This is a genomic window from Paraburkholderia aromaticivorans (assembly GCF_002278075.1).
GTDB classification, from domain to species: domain Bacteria; phylum Pseudomonadota; class Gammaproteobacteria; order Burkholderiales; family Burkholderiaceae; genus Paraburkholderia; species Paraburkholderia aromaticivorans.
In genome coordinates, this window is record NZ_CP022989.1 from 3850949 (window position 1) to 3871263 (window position 20315).

Genomic DNA, 20315 nt, shown 5'->3' on the forward strand with positions numbered 1-20315 from the left:
GCCGCGCGTCTGATGGTTCGACGCAACAACACGGGGACGGATCAACTCGCGCGCGGCAAACTCATGTATTGTTTCCTGACCATGCAGAGCGTGCCGATTTCCTGCACCATCTGAACAGTCCTGCCGTACGAGGCGTCCCGCCCCCGCCGGGGTGCCACTGCGGCGCATCCTTCCGGTTTTCTTTGATCGCGCATCTCCGGTTGCGTGGGCCACACCATGACGAAAAGCGTTCTGAGCATCCAGTCACATGTCGTCTTCGGGCACGCCGGTAACAGCGCGGCCGTGTTTCCGATGCGTCGGCTCGGCGTCAACGTCTGGCCGTTGAACACCGTGCAGTTTTCCAACCACACGCAATACGGGCATTGGACCGGCGGCGCAATCGAGGCGTCGGAAATGGTCGATCTGGTCGACGGCATCGGTGCGATCGGCATGCTGCCGCGTTGCGATGCCGTGCTGTCCGGCTATCTGGGCACACCCGAACAGGCCCAGTCGGTGCTGGAGATCGTCAAGGCCGTGAAGGCCGCCAACCCTCGCGCATGGTACTTCTGCGACCCGGTGATGGGCGCCGTGAGCGGCTGCAAGGTCGAGCCGGGCATTCAGGAGTTTCTCGTGCGCACCATGCCCGAGGTAGCCGACGCGATGGCGCCGAATCACACCGAACTGCAACGTCTGGTGGGCCGCGAGATCGAGACGCTGGAAGAAGCCGTCACGGCATGCCGCGAGATCATCGCGCGCGGCCCCAAACTGGTGCTGGTCAAACATCTGCTCGATCGCAACAGCCTCGCCGACCGCTTCAACATGCTGGTCGTCACCGAACGCGAAGCATGGATGGGGCAGCGTCCGCTCTATCCGTTCGCGCGGCAACCGGTGGGCGTGGGCGATCTGACGAGCGCGGTGTTCGTCGCGCGTACGCTGCTCGGCGATTCGATCCGCGCCGCGTTCGAGCACACGCTTGCCGCCGTGAATGCGGTCGTCAAGGCGACCTGGCAGGCCGGGCGCTATGAACTCGAACTGGTGGCCGCGCAAAGTGAAATCGCGCAGCCGCGCGAATGGTTCGACGCGTGGGTGGCAGAGACGGCGTGAGTGGCGTGAGTGGCTTGGGTGGCTTGGGTGGCTTGGGTGGCTTGGGTGGCTTGGGTGGCTTGGGTGGCTTGGGTGGCTTGGGTGGCTTGGGTGGCTTGGGTGGCTTGAGTGGCATGTTCAGCATGAGTGGCGTGTTCGACATCATCCCCGCATAACGCGCAAAACGCGGCGCGGATCTGTCGCGTCGCCCTCTGCGCCGCGCTTGAATACGCTACGCGCGTCGGACCCATCACCCGCGCCCGCACGGCACTTACCGGCGCGGCACGAGCAATCCAAATGCACGCCGCGTGGCGGCGGATTCGCGCCGCGTCTCTCACCTGTCAGCCACCCGTCCTATAATGCGTGCCGCGTGGACGAGGCACCCGCCCCGCCCGCACCGCATTTTCAGGCATCCGGCATTCAGCAGACGAGGCATCGATGGACGGTTATATCCGCAGCGAGCGGGAAGAATTTTTTGAGCAGTTGTGCATCAGCGTCGACGCCGACGAGGCACACGAACAGGAAGCGATCGAGTTCTTCGAGAACCAGTTCGACCAGGCCGACTTCGATCCCGCGCAGTGGCTCGACATTGCGCTCTACTATTCGCCCGCCGTGGCGCGCGGCATCGTCGACATGGTGACGGCCGACGACAAGGCGCGCAGCAATATCGCAGAAGTCATCGCCGACAACCTCGACATCTCCTATGGCGAGGACGAGTGCCAGCAGTTTGCCGAGACCATCGAATTCGCGCTGAACAACGGCGTGCCGGTGGATCTCGATCTCGTGCTCGACGGCTGCCAGCGCGCCATTGACGATCTCGACACCTGGGCCGACGACGACACCAAGGCGCCGCTGCTGCGCCTGCGCGAAGAGTTGTTGCGCCAGCAAGGCGAGCACTGAGCGGCCGCCCGGCCGCCTTTGGTTCGCCAGTCACCTTTGCCTCGGCGCATGCCGGCGGATTCGTTCCCGCCGCTGCGCCGCGGGCACCCGGTCGGCGCATTCGCGCCGGTCTCTTAAGCATGTGCCGCAATCCGCACCATGTCCCACGCACCGGCATCCACGCGCTATCAGCGAATGCGCCGCGCCGGCTGTGCCGAAATGCTCATTCAAAACGCCTTGAACTGCCAAGACGACGGCAAATTGGCTTTCTATATTCGGGCCAGATTGATGCGCGGATGACCGCGACGGCGCGTCCCTGGAACGTGTTTCTCAGGGGCGCTCCATAGGGGACTTCCTTCGGGCGTATTCCACTATTGTTTATGGCGCCGGATCATCCGTAGTCTCTCGATGCGCGCCGTGCGATGTTCACGCTCGCGCGTCGATCCAGCGTTACTGCCTTGCCGCTTTCACAACCTGAAACTGTCGATGGAAGGAGAGACCATGAGTCTTCGCAACACGCTGAAACCGCTTGCTCTGTTCGTTGGCGCGATCTTCGCCGTCGCGCCGCCGGCCACGTTCGCCGACGACCTGCCGGTGAAGATCGGTTTTGCCGCGCCGCTGACGGGCGCCAATGCCGGCTACGGCAAGGATCTGGAGAACGGCGTTCGCCTCGCGATCGAGGAAGCCAACGCGCAGAAGATCAAGATCGGCGACAAGGTCGCGCAATTCCAGATCGTCTCCGAAGACGACCAGGCCGACCCGCGCATCGGCGTGCAGGCCGCACAGAAACTGGTCGACTCGGGCGTGTCGGCCGTCGTGGGCCACTTCAACTCGGGCACGACGATTCCGGCCTCGCAGATCTACGAGCAGGCCGGCATTCCGGTGATCGACCCGGCCGCCACGAATCCGGTGATCACGGGCCGCGGCTTCGCGAACACCTTCATGGTGATTTCCACCGACGGGCAAAACGCCGGCAATGCCGGCGTGTACGCCGTGCAGGTCACCAAGGCCAAACGCATCGCGATCATCGACGACCGGACCGCGTTCGGCCAGGGCGAGGCCGACGAATTCGAGAAAGCGGTGAAGGCGCACGGCGGCAGCATCATCGCGCGTGAGTACACCGACAATAAAGCGGTCGATTTCAGCACGCAGATCACCAAGATCAAATCGACCAATGCCGATCTGATTTTCTTCGGCGGACTGGACACGCAGGCCGCCGGCTTTGCGAAGCGCATGAAGCAGCTGGGCATGAACGCGCAGCTGGTGGGCGGCGGCGGCGTGATGGATCAGGATTTCATCAAGCTCGCCGGCGATTCGGCTGAAGGCGTGATGGCCTGGGAATACGGACGCCCGCTCGCGCAATTACCCGGCGGCAAGGATTTCTCCGCGAAGTTCAAGAAGCGCTTCGGCGTGGATATCCTGTCCTACGCGCCGTTCGGCTATGACGGCGCATGGGCCGCGATCAAGGCCATGCAGCAGGCCAAATCCAGCTCGCCGAACGACTACCGGCCCGTGCTCAAGGCCATCGATTTCGAAGGTGTGACCGGCAAGATTTCCTTCGACAACACCGGGGCATTGAAGAGCGGCGCGTCGACGCTCTATCAGGTGAAGAACGGGGCGTGGGTGCCCATCGTGACCAAGAGCGGGAGCTGACGCGGGTACCGGCACGGGCTTCGTTACATGTGCCCGTGCCGGCGGCGTGGCTACCGGCTCGTCGAACCGGCAACCTTGACGATCAGTCCGGTATCGAGATCGCGCTCGATTCGCACGAGGTCGTCGTGCATCCCGGCAAACTCCTCGACTGAGCACATCTGATGGGAAAAGGCGGCGCGCAGGTGCCGCCTGACCTGCAGAAGCCGCGCGGCGGGATCGAAGACATAGCTGGATGAAAACGTGAGAAACCGGTCTTGCACCGCTGTGTCGATTGGCAGATCCGTCACCCGCACGAAGCGCGGCAACGTCATTTCCAGCGTCTCGTCGAACTCGCCGCCGATGCAAGCCCACGGCTGAGTCCTCGCAGGCTCCGCGAGCCACGCCTGCACCTGCGAACCCATGCCGCCCGAGAAACTCGTCAAGGCCGGTATTGCGGTGGTGCCGTCGGTCCAGACGAAGTGTTCGACCTTTCCCTGCATCGACGTGGCGAACGGTCCATTCGTGGCCGTGAGATCCGCCGTGCGCAGTTGCACGGTGCCGTGCAGACCCGTCTGCAGGAGACGGTTCGCGGCGATCTGCTGTGTGCGCTGCCGCGTCGCGCGACGAAACGTGTTGCGCTCGATCTCCGCGGTAAAACCCGCGTCTTCCGCACGGTAAGCGTAATGCGCCGCTCCGCTTTCATCGATGTCGATCTGCACGCGCGCGCTGCGTTCGCGCAATTGCGTGGCCGGCGTTCGCGCCAGCACGCCCTCGCCCACCAGCAGCACCGGCCTGTCCATCACGCTCGGCGGCAGATAACCGAAAGCGGTGCCGCCCGCCGTCGTATCCGCGTACAGCGACAGCTCAGGAATCCAGATAATCGCGTGATTGATCGCGCTCGAGCCGTAGCCCGGCACGTCCGGCAAACTGTAGTACGGACCGAGATTGAGCAGCACCGCCTCGCTGCCGATGCCGACCGCGGCCAGCAACGCGCCATACAGCGCGACATGGTCCTTGCAGTCGCCATAACGGTTGCGCAAAACGTCGATCGCCTTGTGCGGGATCGCCGCCGTTTCGCCAAGAAACAAGGCCACATAGCGGATATTCAAGCGCATCCAGTCGTACAGCAGCCGCGCTTTCTCGCGCGGGTCAGCCGTGCCGGCGCTCAGCGTTTGTGCGAGCCGGACGATGGCCGGATCGCCCGTCGTCGCGTCGATCGCGGGCCCGCGATATCGCGCGGCAAAGCTCGCGAAGTCCGGCACGGTGGATACCATCAGGCGGTCACCCCAGTTCGCGTAGCCGACCGCCCCCGCTTCGAGCGGCGCATACGGCCCGTGCTGATAGTCGAACTCGTAGCGGGTACGGCCGTTCGCCGTCACCGGCGGCACGGCGACGTAGCCGCGCGCATCGGCATATAGCGGCACATCGGCGGGCAGATCGAAAATCAGGCGCTGCATTTCGACGGGTTCGCGTGTCGGTTCGACGAGATACGCGAAGGTGCCCGCCTGCAACGGCTTCGTGCGGGTCTTGCGAAACGCCAGATGCACGCGCGAGCCCGGCTCCACGCCCGGGAAGATCACCGTGCGCAACACGCCGTCCTCGAAACTCGGCGCGCCTGCCGAGCGCGGCTCCTGCACGTCGCGGATCGCCTCCGGACCGACGGGATGCGCGACGCCACCCGGATCGATCGTTTCAGCGGCCAGCAACCGCACCTGCTCGATGTCCTTGTTGAACCACACGTAGCGTTGCGCGATATCGTCGACACCGCTCGTCGTGTCGGCGCGCATGACCGTGTCGTCGTGTTCCTCGATGGAGCCGTCTTTCTGGATCGTGAAGAGATGGACGTCGCGCTCGATCGTGGAGGGCGCGCGATCGTCGCCGGCTATGGTGGACGCGCTGTCGTCGGCCAAGGCGATGGCGGCCGGGCACGCGCCCAGCGCCAGACCGAAGAGCAGCCTGAGAAAAACCGCCATGCAGGCGATCTCGCGTCGGCACCGCCTCGCGCGCGGCCTCACTCCGTTTCGCCGAGTTGCCCGAGTAAAGCCTGCAAGCGCTCAACGTGTCTGAGCAGCAGGTGCCGATGTTTTTCGATCTGCTCCAGCCGACCCGCGAGGTCGGCGGAGATCGGGTCGTCGAGATCGCCGGCGGCGATCACCTCTTCCACCTTGGCGCGCATCGAAGCCAGTTCCACCGGCGCATGGCTCAGATGCCGCTCGAAACGCCGCACTTCCTGCATAGCCACGTCGCGCACTTTGCGAAAGTGCGCCTGCCGCCGATGCGTTTCGGCGTCGAGGATTTCTTCTTCGACCCGTTTGGCGGGTCCCGGCTGGCCGAAAATCGGCTCGGGCGGCCGCAACACCGTCTTCTTGCGCACCGGATGCGCGGTGCCGCGAAACCGCGCGAGCGGCTGCTCGTTATCGATCGCCTCACGCGCGTTGGGCGGTATGTCCTGCTCGGTGTGCGGCACGTTCATCCAGCCACCGGGCAAGCCGGTGACCGCTTCGATCCCGCGCACGAATTCCTCGCTGAATTCGCGCTGACCGGACAACATCAGTTTCAGGTAGCTCGCGGAGAAGGTCATCATGCGCGCAAGACGCGTCGCCGCACCGACCTCGCGGGTCAACAGCACCAGGTTCGCTCGCCAGACCGGGAGCAGCAATTCGTCGGAATCTTCCATCGCTGGGTCTTCCATCTTTTTGCCCGATGTAGAGATCACACGCATGGGCGCGTCATCGTTTTGAAAGGGTAGCCGCTACACCGCATGACGCGCAATCCCCGCATTCCATGGCGTGAGCGTCGATCTGTCGTAATTACACGCCACTGCGTGATGCGCGCCGTCACGCGGCAGCCACTGCCGGCGGCGGCGCGCGGTGGTCATCGTTGTGAATTGACACGTGCATTTGTCCAGCGTTCCGCCGCTCTCGACACGCAATGTGGCATGCTTGCCGGCGGTTGCGGCACGCCCCGTGCTTCAACGCTAATACCCCAACACCGATTTAAGGATTCTGTAATGAAAAAGATTGTTCTCACCATCGCCGCAGCCGTCGCCGCTCTGAGCGCCATCGCTCCCGCACAAGCGTATGAGCATCATCACCGCGAGTGCCACAAGGTGCACGTCCATCATCATTGGGAAAAGCGCTGCCACTAAGGGTGGTGCCTTGCCCTGACGGGCGCGGCACATCGTCGAGCCCCGCTTCAGGCGGGGCTTTTTTTCGCCGGCAGGTCGGGCCCGGCGCCATGCGCGTGCTCTACGTTCTGCGCGAAGACGGCGGCATGCAATCACGGACACATGCTGTTACACCTTTGCGGTGTCAGCCGACGCGGACACGGTCCTGCGCGATTTGCGCAGCACCGTGAACCGCATGGAAAAAGAAGGGCAGACTAGTGGCGACCACGCGGGCGTCATGCCGCCGCGACGATCTCCAATGCCTTGACGACGAGCGCCTCCAGCAAGGGCTCGACCTTCGCAGCCAGCGCTTCGTCGTACGCATACGGCATGTGCTCTTCCATATACGTGATCTGCGACAGTTCGAGTTGCAACGCATGCACGCCTTGCGACGGCTGCCCGTACTCGCGCGTGATATATCCGCCCTTGAAGCGCCCGTTGGCCACAGCCGAATAGCCGCCGGCATGTCGCCCGACGATGGCGGCCATTTCCTCGGCCAATCCCGCCACGGCGCTCGCGCCGTTGGCGGTGCCGAAGTTGAAATCGGGCAGACGTCCTTCGAAGAAACGCGGCACATGCGAACGGATCGAATGCGCCTCCCACAGCAACACCTTGCCGTGCTTCGCTTTGAGCGCCGCGAGTTCGCCTTGCAGCGCCTCGTGATACGGCTTCCAGTATGCGTCGCGACGACGCGCGACCTCGGCTTCGCCAGGCAGACGGCCGTCGGGATACAGCGGTTCCTTGTCGAACGTATCGACCGGCAACAGGCCGGTCGTGTCCTGGCCCGGGTAGAGGTTCGCGCCATCGGGCGGACGGTTCAGGTCGATCACATAACGCGCGTAGGTCGGCGAAAGAATCGACACACCCATGCGTTTTGCGAATGCATAGAGGCGGTCGAGGTGCCAGTCGCAATCGTCGGTGCGCTGCGCGACGGGTGTCATCGTCGCGGCGATGTCGGCGGGGATTTGCGTGCCCAGATGGGGAATCGAAATGAGGAGCGGCAGGCGTCCCTGATGCAGCGAGAAAACCGGCGTTGGGTTCGAAGCAGTCATGTCAGTCCGGAATCGATGAGGTCGAAGAATCAGTTCAGCAGATCATGCAAGGCGCGCTGGCGTGGACACTATTCGAGGAGGTCCGCGAGCGCCACGCGGTAGCGCGCGTACGCGCCCTCTTCGTCGCGATGCCGGCGATTGTCGACGACCTTGTCGCCGCCCGCATAGACATCGCGAATCGGCGTCTCGCCATGCTCGCAGAATACAACGCCCGAGAGCCACGCGTGCGGCGCATGCTCGGCGATGCTCGAATGATCCGCGTCGAGCACCAGCCAGTCGGCGCGGCGGCCCGCCTGCAACGCGCCGACCGCGCGACCCGTCGCGCCTGCGCCACCTTCGAGCGCGGCGCCGTACAGGCGGTCGGCAACATGCGTCGCCCGCGCCGACGCCAGCACGTTGCGCTGCCTGCGCGTGAGACGCTGGCCGTATTCGAGCAACCGCAATTCCGCGCGCCAATCGACGCCGATATGGCTATCCGAGCCCACGCCGATGCGCCCTTGCGCATCGAGATATTCCTGCGCGGGGAATATGCCGTCGCCGAGATTGGCCTCGGTCGTCAGGCAGAGCCCGGCAACCGCGCCGCTCCTCGCAAGCGCCAGCGTTTCGTTCGTATCGACGTGCGTGGCGTGCACGAGGCACCAGCGGCTGTCGACATCGAAACGATCGAGCAGCCATTGCACCGGACGCGCGCCTTCGGCTTCGAGGCACGCGTCGACTTCGGCGGTCTGTTCGGCAATGTGGATATGGACGGGCGCAGTGCCGTCGATGCCACCGAGCAGCGCGCGCAACGAATCCGCGGAGACCGCGCGCAGCGAATGCGGCGCCACGCCATAACGCAGCGCGGCGCTTTCAGGGCGCGCGGCGCGCAGCGTGCCGAGCAGATCGAGCAGACTCTCCGGCGTGTTGATGAAACGCCGCTGATCGTCGCGCGGCGCACGCGAGCCGAAGCCGCTGTACTGATACAGCACCGGCAGCATCGTCATGCCGATACCGCTCGCCGATGCCGCATCCACGACACGCTGCGCGAGTTCCGCCTGATTCGCATAGCGGCCGCCCTCGGGCGTGTGATGCACGTAATGGAACTCGCAGACCGACGTGTAGCCCGCCTTCAGCATTTCGACGTACAGCCACTGCGCGACGCTCGCCAGACCTTCCGGCGTGATGCGCGCGGCGAAGCGGTACATCAGATCGCGCCAGCTCCAGAAGTTGTCCGTGGCGCCCGCGCCGGAGGCGGCGCGATATTCGGTGAGGCCGGCCATCGCGCGCTGAAACGCGTGCGAATGAAGATTCGGCATGCCTGGCAATACCGGACCCGCGGCTTTCCGTACGCCGGCGGGCACGGTGGACGTGTCGGGCGTGACGGCCGTCAGCGTGCCGTTTGCGTCCCACTCCAGCAGCACGTTGCGCCGCCAGCCATCCGGCAGGTACGCGTGCTCGGCGAATAGCGCCTGATTCGCCTGCTTTGTTGATTGGGTCTGGGGTTGGGTCTGCGGTTGGGTCATCTCTCAGGTCCTAGCTCAATTCACGCCGCGTATAAACGGTCTCGCCCGCGCGCACGACTCGCGCGCACAACGGGCGTCCAATCCAGTAAGCCAGCTCGGCCAGCGAGTCGACCGACCACACCGCGAAATCGGCCGCGCGTCCGGCTTCCAGCGAGCCGTGCCGACCCGCCTTGCCGAGCGCGCGCGCCGCGTGCGACGTCACGCCTTGCAGCACTTCGGGCACCGTCATGCGGAACAGCGTGGTGGCCATGTTCATCATCAGCAGGAGCGACGTGGCGGGCGACGTGCCGGGGTTGCTGTCGGTCGAAATCGCGATCGGCACCTGATAGCGCCGCAGCAATTCCAGCGGCGGCAACTGCGTCTCGCGGATGAAGTAATACGCGCCCGGCAGCAGCACGGCCACCGTGCCGGCCTCTTTCATCGCGGCGACGCCGGCTTCGTCGAGAAATTCGAGGTGGTCGGCGGACAGCGCACGATGGCGCGCCGCGAGTGCCGTGCCGCCGCCGTTCGACAACTGCTCGGCATGCATTTTCACGGGCAGCTTGTAACGCTCCGCCGCCTTGAAGACACGCTCGCTTTGTTCCAGCGAAAACCCGATGCGTTCGCAGAACACGTCGACCGCGTCGACGAGACCTTCGTCCGCAAGCGCGGGCAGCATGCTGTTGCACACTTCGTCGATATACGCGTCGGCGCGGCCGGCGAACTCCGGCGGCAACGCATGCGCGCCGAGAAACGTCGTGTAGACCGTCACCGGATAGCGCTCGCCCAACTGGCGCGCGACACGCAGCATCTTGCGCTCGCTGGCGAGATCGAGGCCATAGCCGGATTTGATCTCGACGGCGGTCACGCCTTCGGCAAGCAAGGGTTCGAGCCGCGCGGCCGACTGCCGCAGCAGCGAGGCTTCGTCCGCGGCACGCGTGGCGCGCACCGTGGAGACGATGCCGCCACCCTGGCGCGCGATTTCTTCGTAGCTGACGCCCGCGAGGCGCTGCGCGAATTCGTCCGCGCGCTGTCCGCCGTACACGAGGTGCGTATGACAATCGACGAGACCCGGCGTCACCCACGCGCCATACAGATCTTCGCGTGGCCATGCGGCGTAGTCGGCGGGTAATCCGGAGGCCGCGCCAAGCCACACGATCGTGCCGTTTTCGACGGCGATCGCGGCATCGGGCAGCGTGTGTTGTGGATCGCCCTGTGGGCAGAGTTTCAGGTGATGCCAGACGGTTTGCTTCATCGCGTGCTCTTTGCAGCTTGTTGCGTGTCTGTGGTGGTCCGCGTGCGTGCGCCGTGACGGCGCTGGGCGCGCACGCGAATCGTCGTCATGGTTGTGCGTAGCGGATGCTGACCGCGAGCAACGCGCCCTCGCCTTCCACCCTGCACGACAGCGCGCTTGGCGTATCGATGCGCAGCGTGTCGCCGGCTTCGAGCGGCAGCGCTCGCGCTTCGCCCGGTGTGATCCGCACGGCGCCCTGCGCGCAGTACAGCAGGACCACGTCCTCGGACAGCGTGCGTTGCCCTGCGCCGCGCCACACATCCACTTCACCCCGAGCCGCGTCGCGACGCACCATCAGGTTGAAGTCGCGCGTCGCGCCGTCGACGAGGCGCGCGTCGATATGCGCCTCGCCGGTGAAGCGGGCCACGTCGAGCGCCTGCGTCAACGCGTGCGTCTTCACGCCCTGCGCGCCGTCCGCTTCATCGAGCAGCATGCCCGCGCCCGACAACAACACGAGTGTGCGATCAATGCCGGCAAAGCGAGAGAACGGCCCGGCTTGCGCGACATCGGCGACGCTCACGCGCCACACGAACGTATCGAGCCCCGCGCCTTGCGGAACAGCCGCCACTTCGCGCGTGACGCCGCCGCCGTTCTTCCACGGCGCCGCCACGAGTTCGGCGCCGCGAATCAGCGTGACGGTTGCGCCGCCGCCGACAGGCGTACCGTGAAGCGCCACGATCAGCGGCCCAGCATCGGCAGATTGAGCCCTGCCTCGCGCGCCGTTTGCTGCGCGAGCTCATAACCCGCATCCGCGTGACGCATCACGCCGGTGGCCGGATCGTTGAACAGCACGCGGCCGAGGCGCGCTTTCGCCGCATCCGTGCCGTCCGCGACGATCACGACGCCCGAGTGCTGGCTAAAGCCCATGCCGACCCCGCCGCCATGATGCAGCGACACCCACGAGGCGCCCCCCGCCGTGTTCAGCAGTGCGTTGAGCAGCGGCCAGTCGCTGACCGCGTCCGAGCCGTCCTTCATCGATTCGGTTTCGCGATTCGGGCTCGCCACCGAACCGGTGTCGAGGTGATCGCGGCCGATCACGATCGGCGCCTTCAGTTCGCCGTTCCTGACCATTTCGTTGAACGCCTGGCCCAGACGATAGCGATCCTTCACGCCGACCCAGCAGATCCGCGCCGGCAAGCCCTGGAACGCGATGCGTTCGCGCGCCATGTCGAGCCAGTTGTGCAGATGCGGATCGTCGGGGATCAGTTCCTTGACCTTCGCATCGGTCTTGTAGATATCCTCGGGATCGCCCGACAGCGCAACCCAGCGGAACGGGCCCTTGCCTTCGCAGAAGAGCGGGCGGATATACGCCGGCACGAAGCCCGGGAAATCGAAAGCGTTTTCCACGCCCATTTCCAGCGCCATCTGGCGGATGTTGTTGCCGTAGTCGAGCGTGGCGGCGCCGCGTTCCTGCAGCGTCAGCATGGCTTGAACCTGCTTCGCCATCGACTGCTTGGCCGGCAGGATGATCGAATCCGGCGCGGTCTTCATACGCTCACGCCAGTCTTCGACGCTCCAGCCTTGCGGCAGGTAGCCGTGAATCGGATCGTGCGCGCTGGTCTGATCGGTCACGCAATCCGGCGTGATGCCGCGCGTCACGCATTCGGCGAACACGTCGGCGGCATTGCCCAGCAGGCCGATCGACACCGGCTTGCCGGCCTGCTTCGCTTCGTCGAGCATGGCGAGCGCTTCGTCGAGCGTCTTCGCTTTTTTATCGACGTAGCGCGTCTTCAGACGGAAATCGATGCGCGTCTCGTCGCATTCCACCGCGATCATCGAAAAACCGGCCATGGTGGCCGCGAGCGGTTGCGCGCCGCCCATGCCGCCCAGACCGCCGGTCAGGATCCAGCGACCCTTCGGCTCGCCGTTGAAGTGCTGATTCGCCACCGAGAAGAACGTTTCGTAGGTGCCCTGCACGATGCCCTGGCTGCCGATGTAAATCCAGCTGCCCGCCGTCATCTGACCGTACATCATCAGGCCCTTGCGATCGAGTTCGTGGAAATGTTCCCACGTCGCCCAATGCGGCACCAGATTCGAATTCGCCAGCAGCACGCGCGGCGCGTCGGCATGCGTGCGGAATACGCCGACCGGCTTGCCCGATTGAATCAGCAGCGTTTCGTCTTCGTTCAGGTCCTTCAGCGACTTGAGAATCTGGTCGAAGCAATCCCAGTTGCGCGCGGCGCGGCCAATGCCGCCGTACACGACGAGCGCATGCGGATGCTCGGCGACTTCCGGATCCAGGTTGTTCTGGATCATCCGGTACGCGGCTTCCGCAATCCAGGTCTTGCAGGTCTTCTCCGCGCCGCGCGGCGCGCGGATGGTGCGAGTGGGATCGAGACGCGGGTCGATGTGTTTCGGGTTGTTCATGATGGCCCTCGGAATGCCTGAAGATGGTCGAAAAAGATTCGGAATCGGAAAAGACGGCTGTATTAGAAGTGTCCGGTGAAGCGATAACGGCTGCCGGGATGCCACAGATTGGCGATCGAAGCGACCTGGCTTTGCGACCACGTGCGCCGATGCAGCACGAGGCACGGCTCCAGTTCGTCCATGGTCAGCAACTCGCGTGTATCGCCGTCGGCGGCGAGCGCCTCGATGCGGTACTCGACCCGCTGCAACGGCGCCACGCGCACGAGATACTGGTTCGGCGTGGTGTTGGTGAAGTCCTGCAGCGCATATTCAGGCGCGACCGCCGGATTGACCCAGCGCTCTTCGAGCTGCACCGGCTCGTCGTTTTCGAAATGCAGCACACGCGAATGAAACACCGGGCTGCCCGCGCTCACCTGCATTTCCTCGGCGAGCGCTTCGTCAGCGATGCTCGCGCCGATATGCAGCACGTTCGCCTGATAACGATGACCGCGCGCGACGATTTCGTCGGAGATACTGCGGATCGCCACCAGCGTCGATTCGTACTTGGGACGGGCCACGAAAGTCCCCGACCCTTGCACACGCGTGAGCACCTGCTCCGAAGTCAACTCGCGCAACGCGCGGTTGACCGTCATGCGCGCGACGTTGAATTCGCGCGCGAGCTCGTTTTCGGAGGGCACCTGGTCGCCTTCAGCCCACTCGCCCGCATGGATGCGCGCGAGGATGAAGTCCTTGATGCCCTGATAGGCCGGTGCGTTCATTGGCTTGACGGACGTGCGTGAAACTTACTGTTCGGACACGAAGGAGAACGGGCTCAGCTTCGCGATCGTGCCGTTCTGCACGAGCCGCGTGACCGCCGCGATATCCGGTGCGAAGTAGTGATCGAGCTCGTAATGCGCGACGTCCTTGCGCACGGCGTCCATCACTTTCTGCAGGCTCGGGCTGGTCTTGTGCGGCGCGCGCAGATCGACGCCTTGCGCGGCGGCGAGCAACTCGATCGACAGAATGTTCGCGGTGTTTTCAGCAATATCGCCGAGCTTGCGCGCGGCGAACGTCGCCATCGACACGTGGTCTTCCTGGTTCGCGGACGTGGGCAGCGAGTCGACCGATGCCGGGTGCGCGAGGGTCTTGTTTTCCGAAGCGAGCGCGGCCGCCGTGACGTGAGCGATCATGAAGCCCGAGTTCACCCCGCCGTCGCGCACGAGGAACGGCGGCAAGCCCGACAGCGTCGCGTCGATCAGCAGCGCGATGCGGCGTTCGGCCAGCGCGCCGATTTCGGCTGCGGCGAGCGCGAGGTTATCGGCCGCGAAAGCGACCGGCTCCGCATGGAAATTGCCGCCCGACAGCACTTCGCCGGTGTCGGGGAAAATCAGCGGGTTGTCGGAGACGGCGTTCGCTTCGAGCAGCAGCACGTCGGCGGCGTGGCGCATCTGGTCCAGACACGCGCCCATCACCTGCGGCTGACAGCGCAGGCTGTACGGGTCCTGCACCTTGTCGCAATCGGCGTGCGAGACGTTGATCGCCGAGCCTTGCAACAGCGAGCGGTACGCCGCTGCCGCGTCGATCTGACCTTGGTGGCCGCGCAACTCGTGAATGCGCGCATCGAACGGCTTGACCGAACCCATTGCCGCATCCACCGACAACGCGCCCGCCACCAGCGCCGTGCGGTACAGGTCTTCGATGGCGAACATGTTGTAGAGCGCGAGCGCGGTGGAAGCCTGCGTGCCGTTCAGCAGCGCCAGGCCTTCCTTGGCTTGGAGCGTGAGCGGCTTGAGGCCGACGAGCGCGAGACCCTCGGTGGCCGGGATGCGCTCGCCCTTCGCGAACACTTCGCCGACACCGAGCAGCGTCGCCGACATATGCGCGAGCGGCGCGAGGTCGCCCGATGCGCCGACCGAACCCTTGACCGGAATCACCGGCAGCACGTCGGCGTTGTACAGGGTGATCAGCGCTTCCATCACTTCGCGGCGAATGCCCGAATGGCCGCGGCCGAGGCTCGAGAGCTTCAGCGCGATCAGCAGGCGCACGACCGGACGCGACATCGGCTCACCCACGCCCACGGCGTGCGAGAGCACCAGATTGCGCTGCAGCAGTTCGAGCTGGTCGTGCGGAATATGCGTGCTGGCGAGGCGCCCAAAGCCCGTGTTGATGCCGTAGGCCGGCTCGCCCTTCGCGGCGATATCGGCGACGGCTTGCGCGCAGGCGTCTATCGCGGCATGGCTGGCGGGATCGAGTTGCAGCGCGACGTGTTCGCGTGCGATCTGGCGCAGTTGCGGGAGAGTCAGGTGGCCGGGCTTCAGATTCATCATGGTTGTCGTCCTGTCTATACAATTTCAGAGAAGTCTAGCGGCGTCGGCTTGTATATACAACTTGTTTTTGGAGATTTCTGCCTAGGGGTTTCCATTAGGGCTAGATGCATACCCGGCTTGGATCTTGCCCATGCGAGGACTCCCCACGCCAGCGCACCGGGCATCGCATCGCCGTTGTCGCACGCCCAACTTGTATATACACGTCCAAAATGGCAGGCGCCAAACGGACAAAAAGATTTCGCCCGGATGCGGCGATGGCTGCGGGTCCATAAGAGCGTTATAGGCGAGGCTGCTGACCACGCAAAAAAGCCCGCGGACTCCGGCAAGCCGCGGGCTTCGTTTCGGCGAATCAGGAGGAAGGCTGCGGCTAAAGCTTCACGCGCGCCGCGATAAAGTCCAGAAAGCACTGCACGCGCCCCGCCAGCGACGCGCTCTGGTAGTACACCGCGCTTACCCGTTGCCGCTCATCCACCAGCACATTGCCGAGAATCGGCACGAGACGCTTCTCGCGCACGTCCGCCGCGCACATGAAGTCGGCCAGACACGCGATGCCCCATCCCGACAACGCCAGTTGCCGCAACGTCTCGCCACTTGACGCGGTGATCGCCGGCTCGATCTTCAGCGTTTCGACGCCGCCCTTGCGCCCTTCCCGCAACGGCCAGCGATTCAGATGCTCCGGCGCCGTGAAGCCGATCAGCCGATGCTCGCGCAACGCTTCCACCGATCTGGGCTCGCCATATTCGGCCAGATACGCCGGGCTCGCGAGCACCCGCAGCTTGCTGGTGCCCAACGCACGCGCATGCAAGGTCGAATCCTGCAACTCGCCGATGCGGATCGCGATATCCACCTTCTGCTCCAGCAGATCCACGATCCGTTCGTTGCTGGTCAACTCCAGCCTGATCTCCGGATACAGCGCGGAAAACGCCGTCATATGCGGGGCCACGCAATGCAGCATGAAGGGCGACGCCGCATCGACGCGCAAGCGACCCGAGGGCCGCTCGCGGCCGCGCGTAACGGACTCCTCGGCCTCTTCCATCGCGTGCAGAATGGCCCGGGCGCGCTGCAGGAAGGTCTCGCCCTCTTCGGTGAGTTGCAGACGGCGCGTCGTGCGGCGCACCAGCGCGGTATCGAGTTTCTTTTCGAGGCGCGTGAGCGCGCGGCTCACGCCGGAGACCGTTTGGCTCAATTTCTCCGCAGCCGCGGTGATCGAGCCGCTGTCGATCACCGTGACGAACACCAGCAACTCATCGGTCGAAGTTTTCATTGTTGATTTCAAATCAAGTTTGATTTGAGACTAACACGCTTTTTGCGAGAATCAAGACGGCGGATACTGCGTGCATGTCATCGTGTTTCTCACCAAGGAGAACGACTTGAAGATTTTCGTCACAGGTGCAAGCGGTTTTATCGGCGGCTCCATCGCAGCGCATCTCGCGCGCGCCGGCCACGCCGTGCGCGGTTTGATCCGCAACCCCGAACATAGCGCCGAGCTGCAACGGCTCGGTATCGAACCCGTGATCGGCACGCTCGACGACCGCGCGCTGCTGATCGCCGAGGCAAAAGCCGCCGACGCCGTCATCAACGCCGCGAGCAGCGACCATGAAGGCGCGGTGAAAGCGCTGATCGAAGGGCTCGCCGGGTCCGGCAAAACGTTTCTGCATACGAGCGGTTCGAGCATCGTCGGCGATGCGTCGGGCGGCGAAGCGGGTCAGGCGCGCATCTATCACGAAGACGCGCTGCCCAAGCCGACCGTCGACAAGGCCGCGCGCGTGGCCATCGATCAACTCGTGCTCGACGCCGCGCAGCAGAACATCCGTTCGGCCGTTCTGTGCAACACGCTGATCTACGGCCACGGCGCGGTGCCCGGCAGTGCCAGCGTGCAATTGCCGCGCCTCGTGCGTCAGGCGCAGAAGAGCGGCGTGGTGCGCCATGTGGGCAGCGGCGGCAACATCTGGTCGAACGTGCATATCGACGACGTCGCCGAACTGTATCGCCTTGCTCTCGAGAAAACGCCGGCCGGCACGTTCTACTTCGTCGAAAGCGGCGAGGCGTCGTTCCGCGAAATGAGCGCCGCGATTGCGCGCGCGATGAAGCTCGGCGAACCGCAAGACTGGCCGCTCGAAGAAGCGCAGAAGGAATGGGGCTACGAAATGGCTTCGTATGGGCTCGGCTCGAACAGCCGCGTGCGCGGTGAGCGCGCCCGCAAGCTGCTCGGCTGGCAACCGAAGCGCACCTCCGTGATCGACTGGGTCGAGCACGACATGCTGACGCCGCAGGAAGCCGCCTCCGAAGCGTAAGCACTGTAAGCGCCGCCGTTGCGAATCCGTAAGCTCCGCTCGATAGAATCGCGCTCACCTGATCGCGCGATTCGACAGTCCGCGTCGCGCATGAGCCCGGATTTGATCGATGAATATGGCGCTGAATTTCGATTGGCTGACCAATCTGCTGGCGATTCTTTTCGTCGTAGCGTGCCTTTATGATGCACGCTACGACGAATACGGCACGTTGACGCTGTCGGCGGCCGTGATGGGGCTCGTCGTGATGGCGATCGAAGTTTTCCTCAAGCCCGCCTTCGACATGTCGCTTTGAAGCGTCGTCGCCTCGAGTGCGACGACGCGCCTGGCAGGTTCATCTCCCCCACGGCTGCGCTCACAACGAGCGCGCACCGTTGCATCACACCGCGACTTCCGGCGGCGCCTGGCGAAAACAGCGTGTGATCCAGCCGAGATAGCACAAGCCCAGCACGAACCACACCGCGCCGAGCACCAACGCGGTCCTCTCCAGACTCACCAGCAGCCACACGTCCGCGAGCGCGCCGGCCAACGGCAGCAGCAGCCCGCCGATCACGCCTATCGCCTTCGCACTCCCCTTCGCATTGAAGAACTGACGGATCACGCACAGATTGACGGCCGTGAACGCAAGGAACGCGCCGAAGTTGATGAACGAGGTCGAAGTCGCCACGTCGAGCTTCAAGGCGACGAGACCGACGGCGCCCGCAATCGCGATGTTCAGCGCCGGCGTCTTGAACTTCGGATGCACGAAACCGAAGATGCGTTTGGGCAGCACTTCGTCACGGCCCATCGCATACAGCAGACGTCCCACGCTCGCTTGCGCCGAAATGCCCGAGGCGAACTGCGCGAGGATCAGGCCCGCCAGAAACACCGTGACGAAAATATCGCCGCCCACTTTGCGCGCGACTTCGAACGCCGCCGAATCCGGGTCCTTGAATACCGCGCCCGGATGCGCCAACTGCACCGTGTACGCCGCGATCACGAAGATCGCGCCGCCAATCAGCGCGATCAGCACGATGGCGCGCGGCATGGTCTTTTCAGGGGCGATGGTTTCTTCGGTCAGTGTCGAGACCGCGTCGAAGCCGAGATACGAATACGCGGCGATCGCGGCGCCCGCCATCGTCGCCGAGAACGGCACGTGCGGCTTGAAGAACGGCTCGGCCGACACGAGACCGCCGGGTCCGGCGGCCGCCGTCACATAGTGGCAGCACAGCACGACGAACAACGCGACGATCGCCAGTTGCACCACCATCAGCACGATGTTGAACCGGTTCGCGAGTTCAATGCCGAGAATGTTCAGCGCACTCGTCAGCACGATGAATGCGACGATCCAGATCCAGCCCGGCACGTGCGGAAAAGCCGCGCTCAGATAGGCCGCGCCGATCAGCCAGATCACCATTGGCAGGAAGAAATAATCGAGCAAGGTGGCCCAGCCGATCATGAAACCGAGATGCGGATTGAAGGTCTTGCGCGTGTACGTGTAGGCCGAACCGGCCACCGGGAATAGCCGCGCCAGCTTGCCGTAGCTGAGCGCGGTGAACACGATTGCAATCAGCGCGATCAGATAAGACAGCGACGCGGTATCCTGGCTGGCGCTCGCCAGCACCCCATAGGTCCCGTAGACGATCAGCGGCGCCATATAGGCAAGGCCGAACAGCAGGACCGACGGCAGGCCGAGCGTGCGCTTCAGATGCGCGCTGCGTGAGGCCGCGGGTTCGGCGGCGGATGGTGAAGTCATACGGTGTCTCCTCTTGCGAATGGGCGAGCATCGTCCCGGGCGCGGCATGGCGCGCCCCGGTCGAGCCGGGTCGATCGGATTGGCTGACAGCGCGATTCGCGCCGCCGGTCTTTGCCTGATGTGCCGCGCTGATACGCGCCGTCAAGGCGGCGTATCAGCCCGGCCGTCTCTCTGCCTGAAGGTTCGCTTCAGCGTGTGCGAATCACGCGCGCACGTTGGCCGTGCGCGCCGTCTTCGGTGGCCAGATCGAGCGCTATGCGGGCGTCGTGCAGGTAACGGTAGTGTTCGCGCGCGCCTTCGAGGCGCGCGCGCTCCAGTGTCGCGCGCAGCACGGTTTCCTGCTGGCCCGCGTCGCACACTACGTCGCCGAATGGATCGATCAGCGCCGATTCGCCGGGAAACGTGAGGTTGTCGTCGCCGGAACCGATGCGATTGACGAGCGCCGCGAACATCTGGTTTTCCATGGCGCGCGCCACGATGGCCCGGCGATGCACCGGCCCGAACGGGTCCATGTTGCCGTTGGTCACGATCAGCAGATCGGCGCCCAGCGAGGCGACCGCGCGCGCCGTTTCGGGAAATTCAATGTCGTAGCAGATCAGCAGACCGACGGTCATGCCTTTGAAGCTGCATACTTCGTAACGCTCGCCCGGCTCGAACACGCCAACGTCCGACGCCCACAGGTGAGTCTTGCGATAGCGCAGCGCGATTTCGCCGCGTTCGTCGATCAACACGGTGGTGTTGAAAAAGCGGCTGCCGTCGCGCTCGGCGAGACCAACCGCAACCGCCACGCGCGCCTCACGCGCCGCGTTGCGTACCGCGGTTAGCGAAGGACCGTCGAGCGTTTCCGCCACGTCGGCAACGTTATGCCGCGTCGGGAAGCCTGACAGCGTGGTTTCGGGAAACACGATCAGATCGGTTTGTGCCGCACGCTGACCGATGATTTGCAGCACGCGTTGCACATTCGCGCCGCTGACGCCCGCGGCGCCGTCCACGATCGGAATCTGCGCCAGTTCAAGTTGAAGCATTCTGTCTCCTGTCGACCAGAGTTAG

General features: G+C 64.5%; 18 protein-coding genes. 6 read left to right on the forward strand and 12 right to left on the reverse strand.

Annotated features, from left to right (window positions below):
• The first annotated feature begins 216 nt into the window (after positions 1–216).
• The 3 genes from pdxY to CJU94_RS17365 all read left to right on the forward strand — a co-directional run bounded on the left by pdxY (position 217) and on the right by CJU94_RS17365 (position 3594).
• The gene (gene pdxY / locus CJU94_RS17350) at positions 217–1083 is read left to right on the forward strand and encodes a pyridoxal kinase PdxY (protein WP_095419739.1); all 867 of its coding nucleotides are present in this window, start codon (positions 217–219) and stop codon (positions 1081–1083) included.
• A 417-nt stretch (positions 1084–1500) separates the two neighbouring features.
• The gene (locus CJU94_RS17360) at positions 1501–1962 is read left to right on the forward strand and encodes a hypothetical protein (RefSeq protein WP_095419740.1); all 462 of its coding nucleotides are present in this window, start codon (positions 1501–1503) and stop codon (positions 1960–1962) included.
• 480 nt (positions 1963–2442) lie between these two features.
• A complete protein-coding gene (locus CJU94_RS17365; RefSeq protein ID WP_095419741.1) occupies positions 2443–3594 on the forward strand; it encodes a branched-chain amino acid ABC transporter substrate-binding protein in 1152 nt (383 codons plus the stop codon).
• A gap of 50 nt (positions 3595–3644) precedes the next feature.
• Here the strand turns inward: CJU94_RS17365 and CJU94_RS17370 are convergent, their stop codons facing one another.
• Both CJU94_RS17370 and CJU94_RS17375 read right to left on the reverse strand, forming a co-directional pair.
• A complete protein-coding gene (locus CJU94_RS17370; protein ID WP_095419742.1) occupies positions 3645–5546 on the reverse strand; it encodes a DUF3857 domain-containing transglutaminase family protein in 1902 nt (633 codons plus the stop codon).
• Between the two features lie 38 nt (positions 5547–5584).
• Positions 5585–6250: a hypothetical protein gene (locus tag CJU94_RS17375; RefSeq protein ID WP_095419743.1), complete on the reverse strand. Its 666-nt coding sequence runs from the start codon at positions 6248–6250 to the stop codon at positions 5585–5587.
• 333 nt (positions 6251–6583) lie between these two features.
• Between CJU94_RS17375 and CJU94_RS41430 the strand changes: the two genes are divergently transcribed.
• On the forward strand, positions 6584–6721 hold the full coding sequence (locus CJU94_RS41430) for a hypothetical protein (protein WP_167397543.1): 138 nt from the start codon (positions 6584–6586) through the stop codon (positions 6719–6721).
• A 254-nt stretch (positions 6722–6975) separates the two neighbouring features.
• Here CJU94_RS41430 and hutG read toward each other — a convergent pair whose 3' ends face one another.
• The 8 genes from hutG to CJU94_RS17415 form a co-directional block, all read right to left on the reverse strand.
• Positions 6976–7791, reverse strand: a complete 816-nt coding sequence (gene hutG, locus CJU94_RS17380) for an N-formylglutamate deformylase (protein ID WP_095419744.1) — start codon at positions 7789–7791, stop codon at positions 6976–6978.
• 68 nt (positions 7792–7859) lie between these two features.
• Positions 7860–9293: a formimidoylglutamate deiminase gene (locus CJU94_RS17385; RefSeq protein WP_095419745.1), complete on the reverse strand. Its 1434-nt coding sequence runs from the start codon at positions 9291–9293 to the stop codon at positions 7860–7862.
• A gap of 10 nt (positions 9294–9303) precedes the next feature.
• Positions 9304–10527, reverse strand: coding sequence for an imidazolonepropionase (gene hutI / locus CJU94_RS17390; protein ID WP_095419746.1), 1224 nt, complete (start codon positions 10525–10527; stop codon positions 9304–9306).
• A gap of 85 nt (positions 10528–10612) precedes the next feature.
• On the reverse strand, positions 10613–11242 hold the full coding sequence (locus tag CJU94_RS17395) for a HutD/Ves family protein (RefSeq protein WP_095419747.1): 630 nt from the start codon (positions 11240–11242) through the stop codon (positions 10613–10615).
• Between the two features lie 2 nt (positions 11243–11244).
• Entirely contained in the window at positions 11245–12933 is a 1689-nt protein-coding gene (hutU, locus tag CJU94_RS17400; RefSeq protein WP_095419748.1) for a urocanate hydratase, read from the reverse strand.
• 62 nt (positions 12934–12995) lie between these two features.
• Positions 12996–13691 (reverse strand): histidine utilization repressor, encoded by a 696-nt coding sequence (gene hutC, locus CJU94_RS17405; protein WP_091795112.1) that lies wholly within the window; start codon positions 13689–13691, stop codon positions 12996–12998.
• A gap of 24 nt (positions 13692–13715) precedes the next feature.
• Positions 13716–15239: a histidine ammonia-lyase gene (hutH, locus tag CJU94_RS17410; RefSeq protein ID WP_095419749.1), complete on the reverse strand. Its 1524-nt coding sequence runs from the start codon at positions 15237–15239 to the stop codon at positions 13716–13718.
• A 367-nt stretch (positions 15240–15606) separates the two neighbouring features.
• Positions 15607–16503 carry a LysR family transcriptional regulator gene (locus CJU94_RS17415; protein ID WP_095419750.1) on the reverse strand — a complete coding sequence of 299 codons (897 nt, stop codon included), beginning with the start codon at positions 16501–16503 and terminating at the stop codon, positions 15607–15609.
• 106 nt (positions 16504–16609) lie between these two features.
• Between CJU94_RS17415 and CJU94_RS17420 the strand changes: the two genes are divergently transcribed.
• Together CJU94_RS17420 and CJU94_RS17425 are read left to right on the forward strand one after the other, a co-directional pair.
• Complete coding sequence (locus CJU94_RS17420) at positions 16610–17533, forward strand: NAD-dependent epimerase/dehydratase family protein (RefSeq protein WP_095420415.1); 924 nt, start codon at positions 16610–16612, stop codon at positions 17531–17533.
• Positions 17534–17642: 109 nt separating this feature from the next.
• Positions 17643–17825 carry a hypothetical protein gene (locus CJU94_RS17425; protein ID WP_095419751.1) on the forward strand — a complete coding sequence of 61 codons (183 nt, stop codon included), beginning with the start codon at positions 17643–17645 and terminating at the stop codon, positions 17823–17825.
• Between the two features lie 84 nt (positions 17826–17909).
• Here the strand turns inward: CJU94_RS17425 and CJU94_RS17430 are convergent, their stop codons facing one another.
• Positions 17910–19265, reverse strand: coding sequence for an APC family permease (locus CJU94_RS17430; RefSeq protein ID WP_095419752.1), 1356 nt, complete (start codon positions 19263–19265; stop codon positions 17910–17912).
• Positions 19266–19453: 188 nt separating this feature from the next.
• A complete protein-coding gene (locus CJU94_RS17435) occupies positions 19454–20290 on the reverse strand; it encodes a carbon-nitrogen hydrolase family protein (RefSeq protein WP_095419753.1) in 837 nt (278 codons plus the stop codon).
• Between the last annotated feature and the right edge of the window lie 25 nt (positions 20291–20315).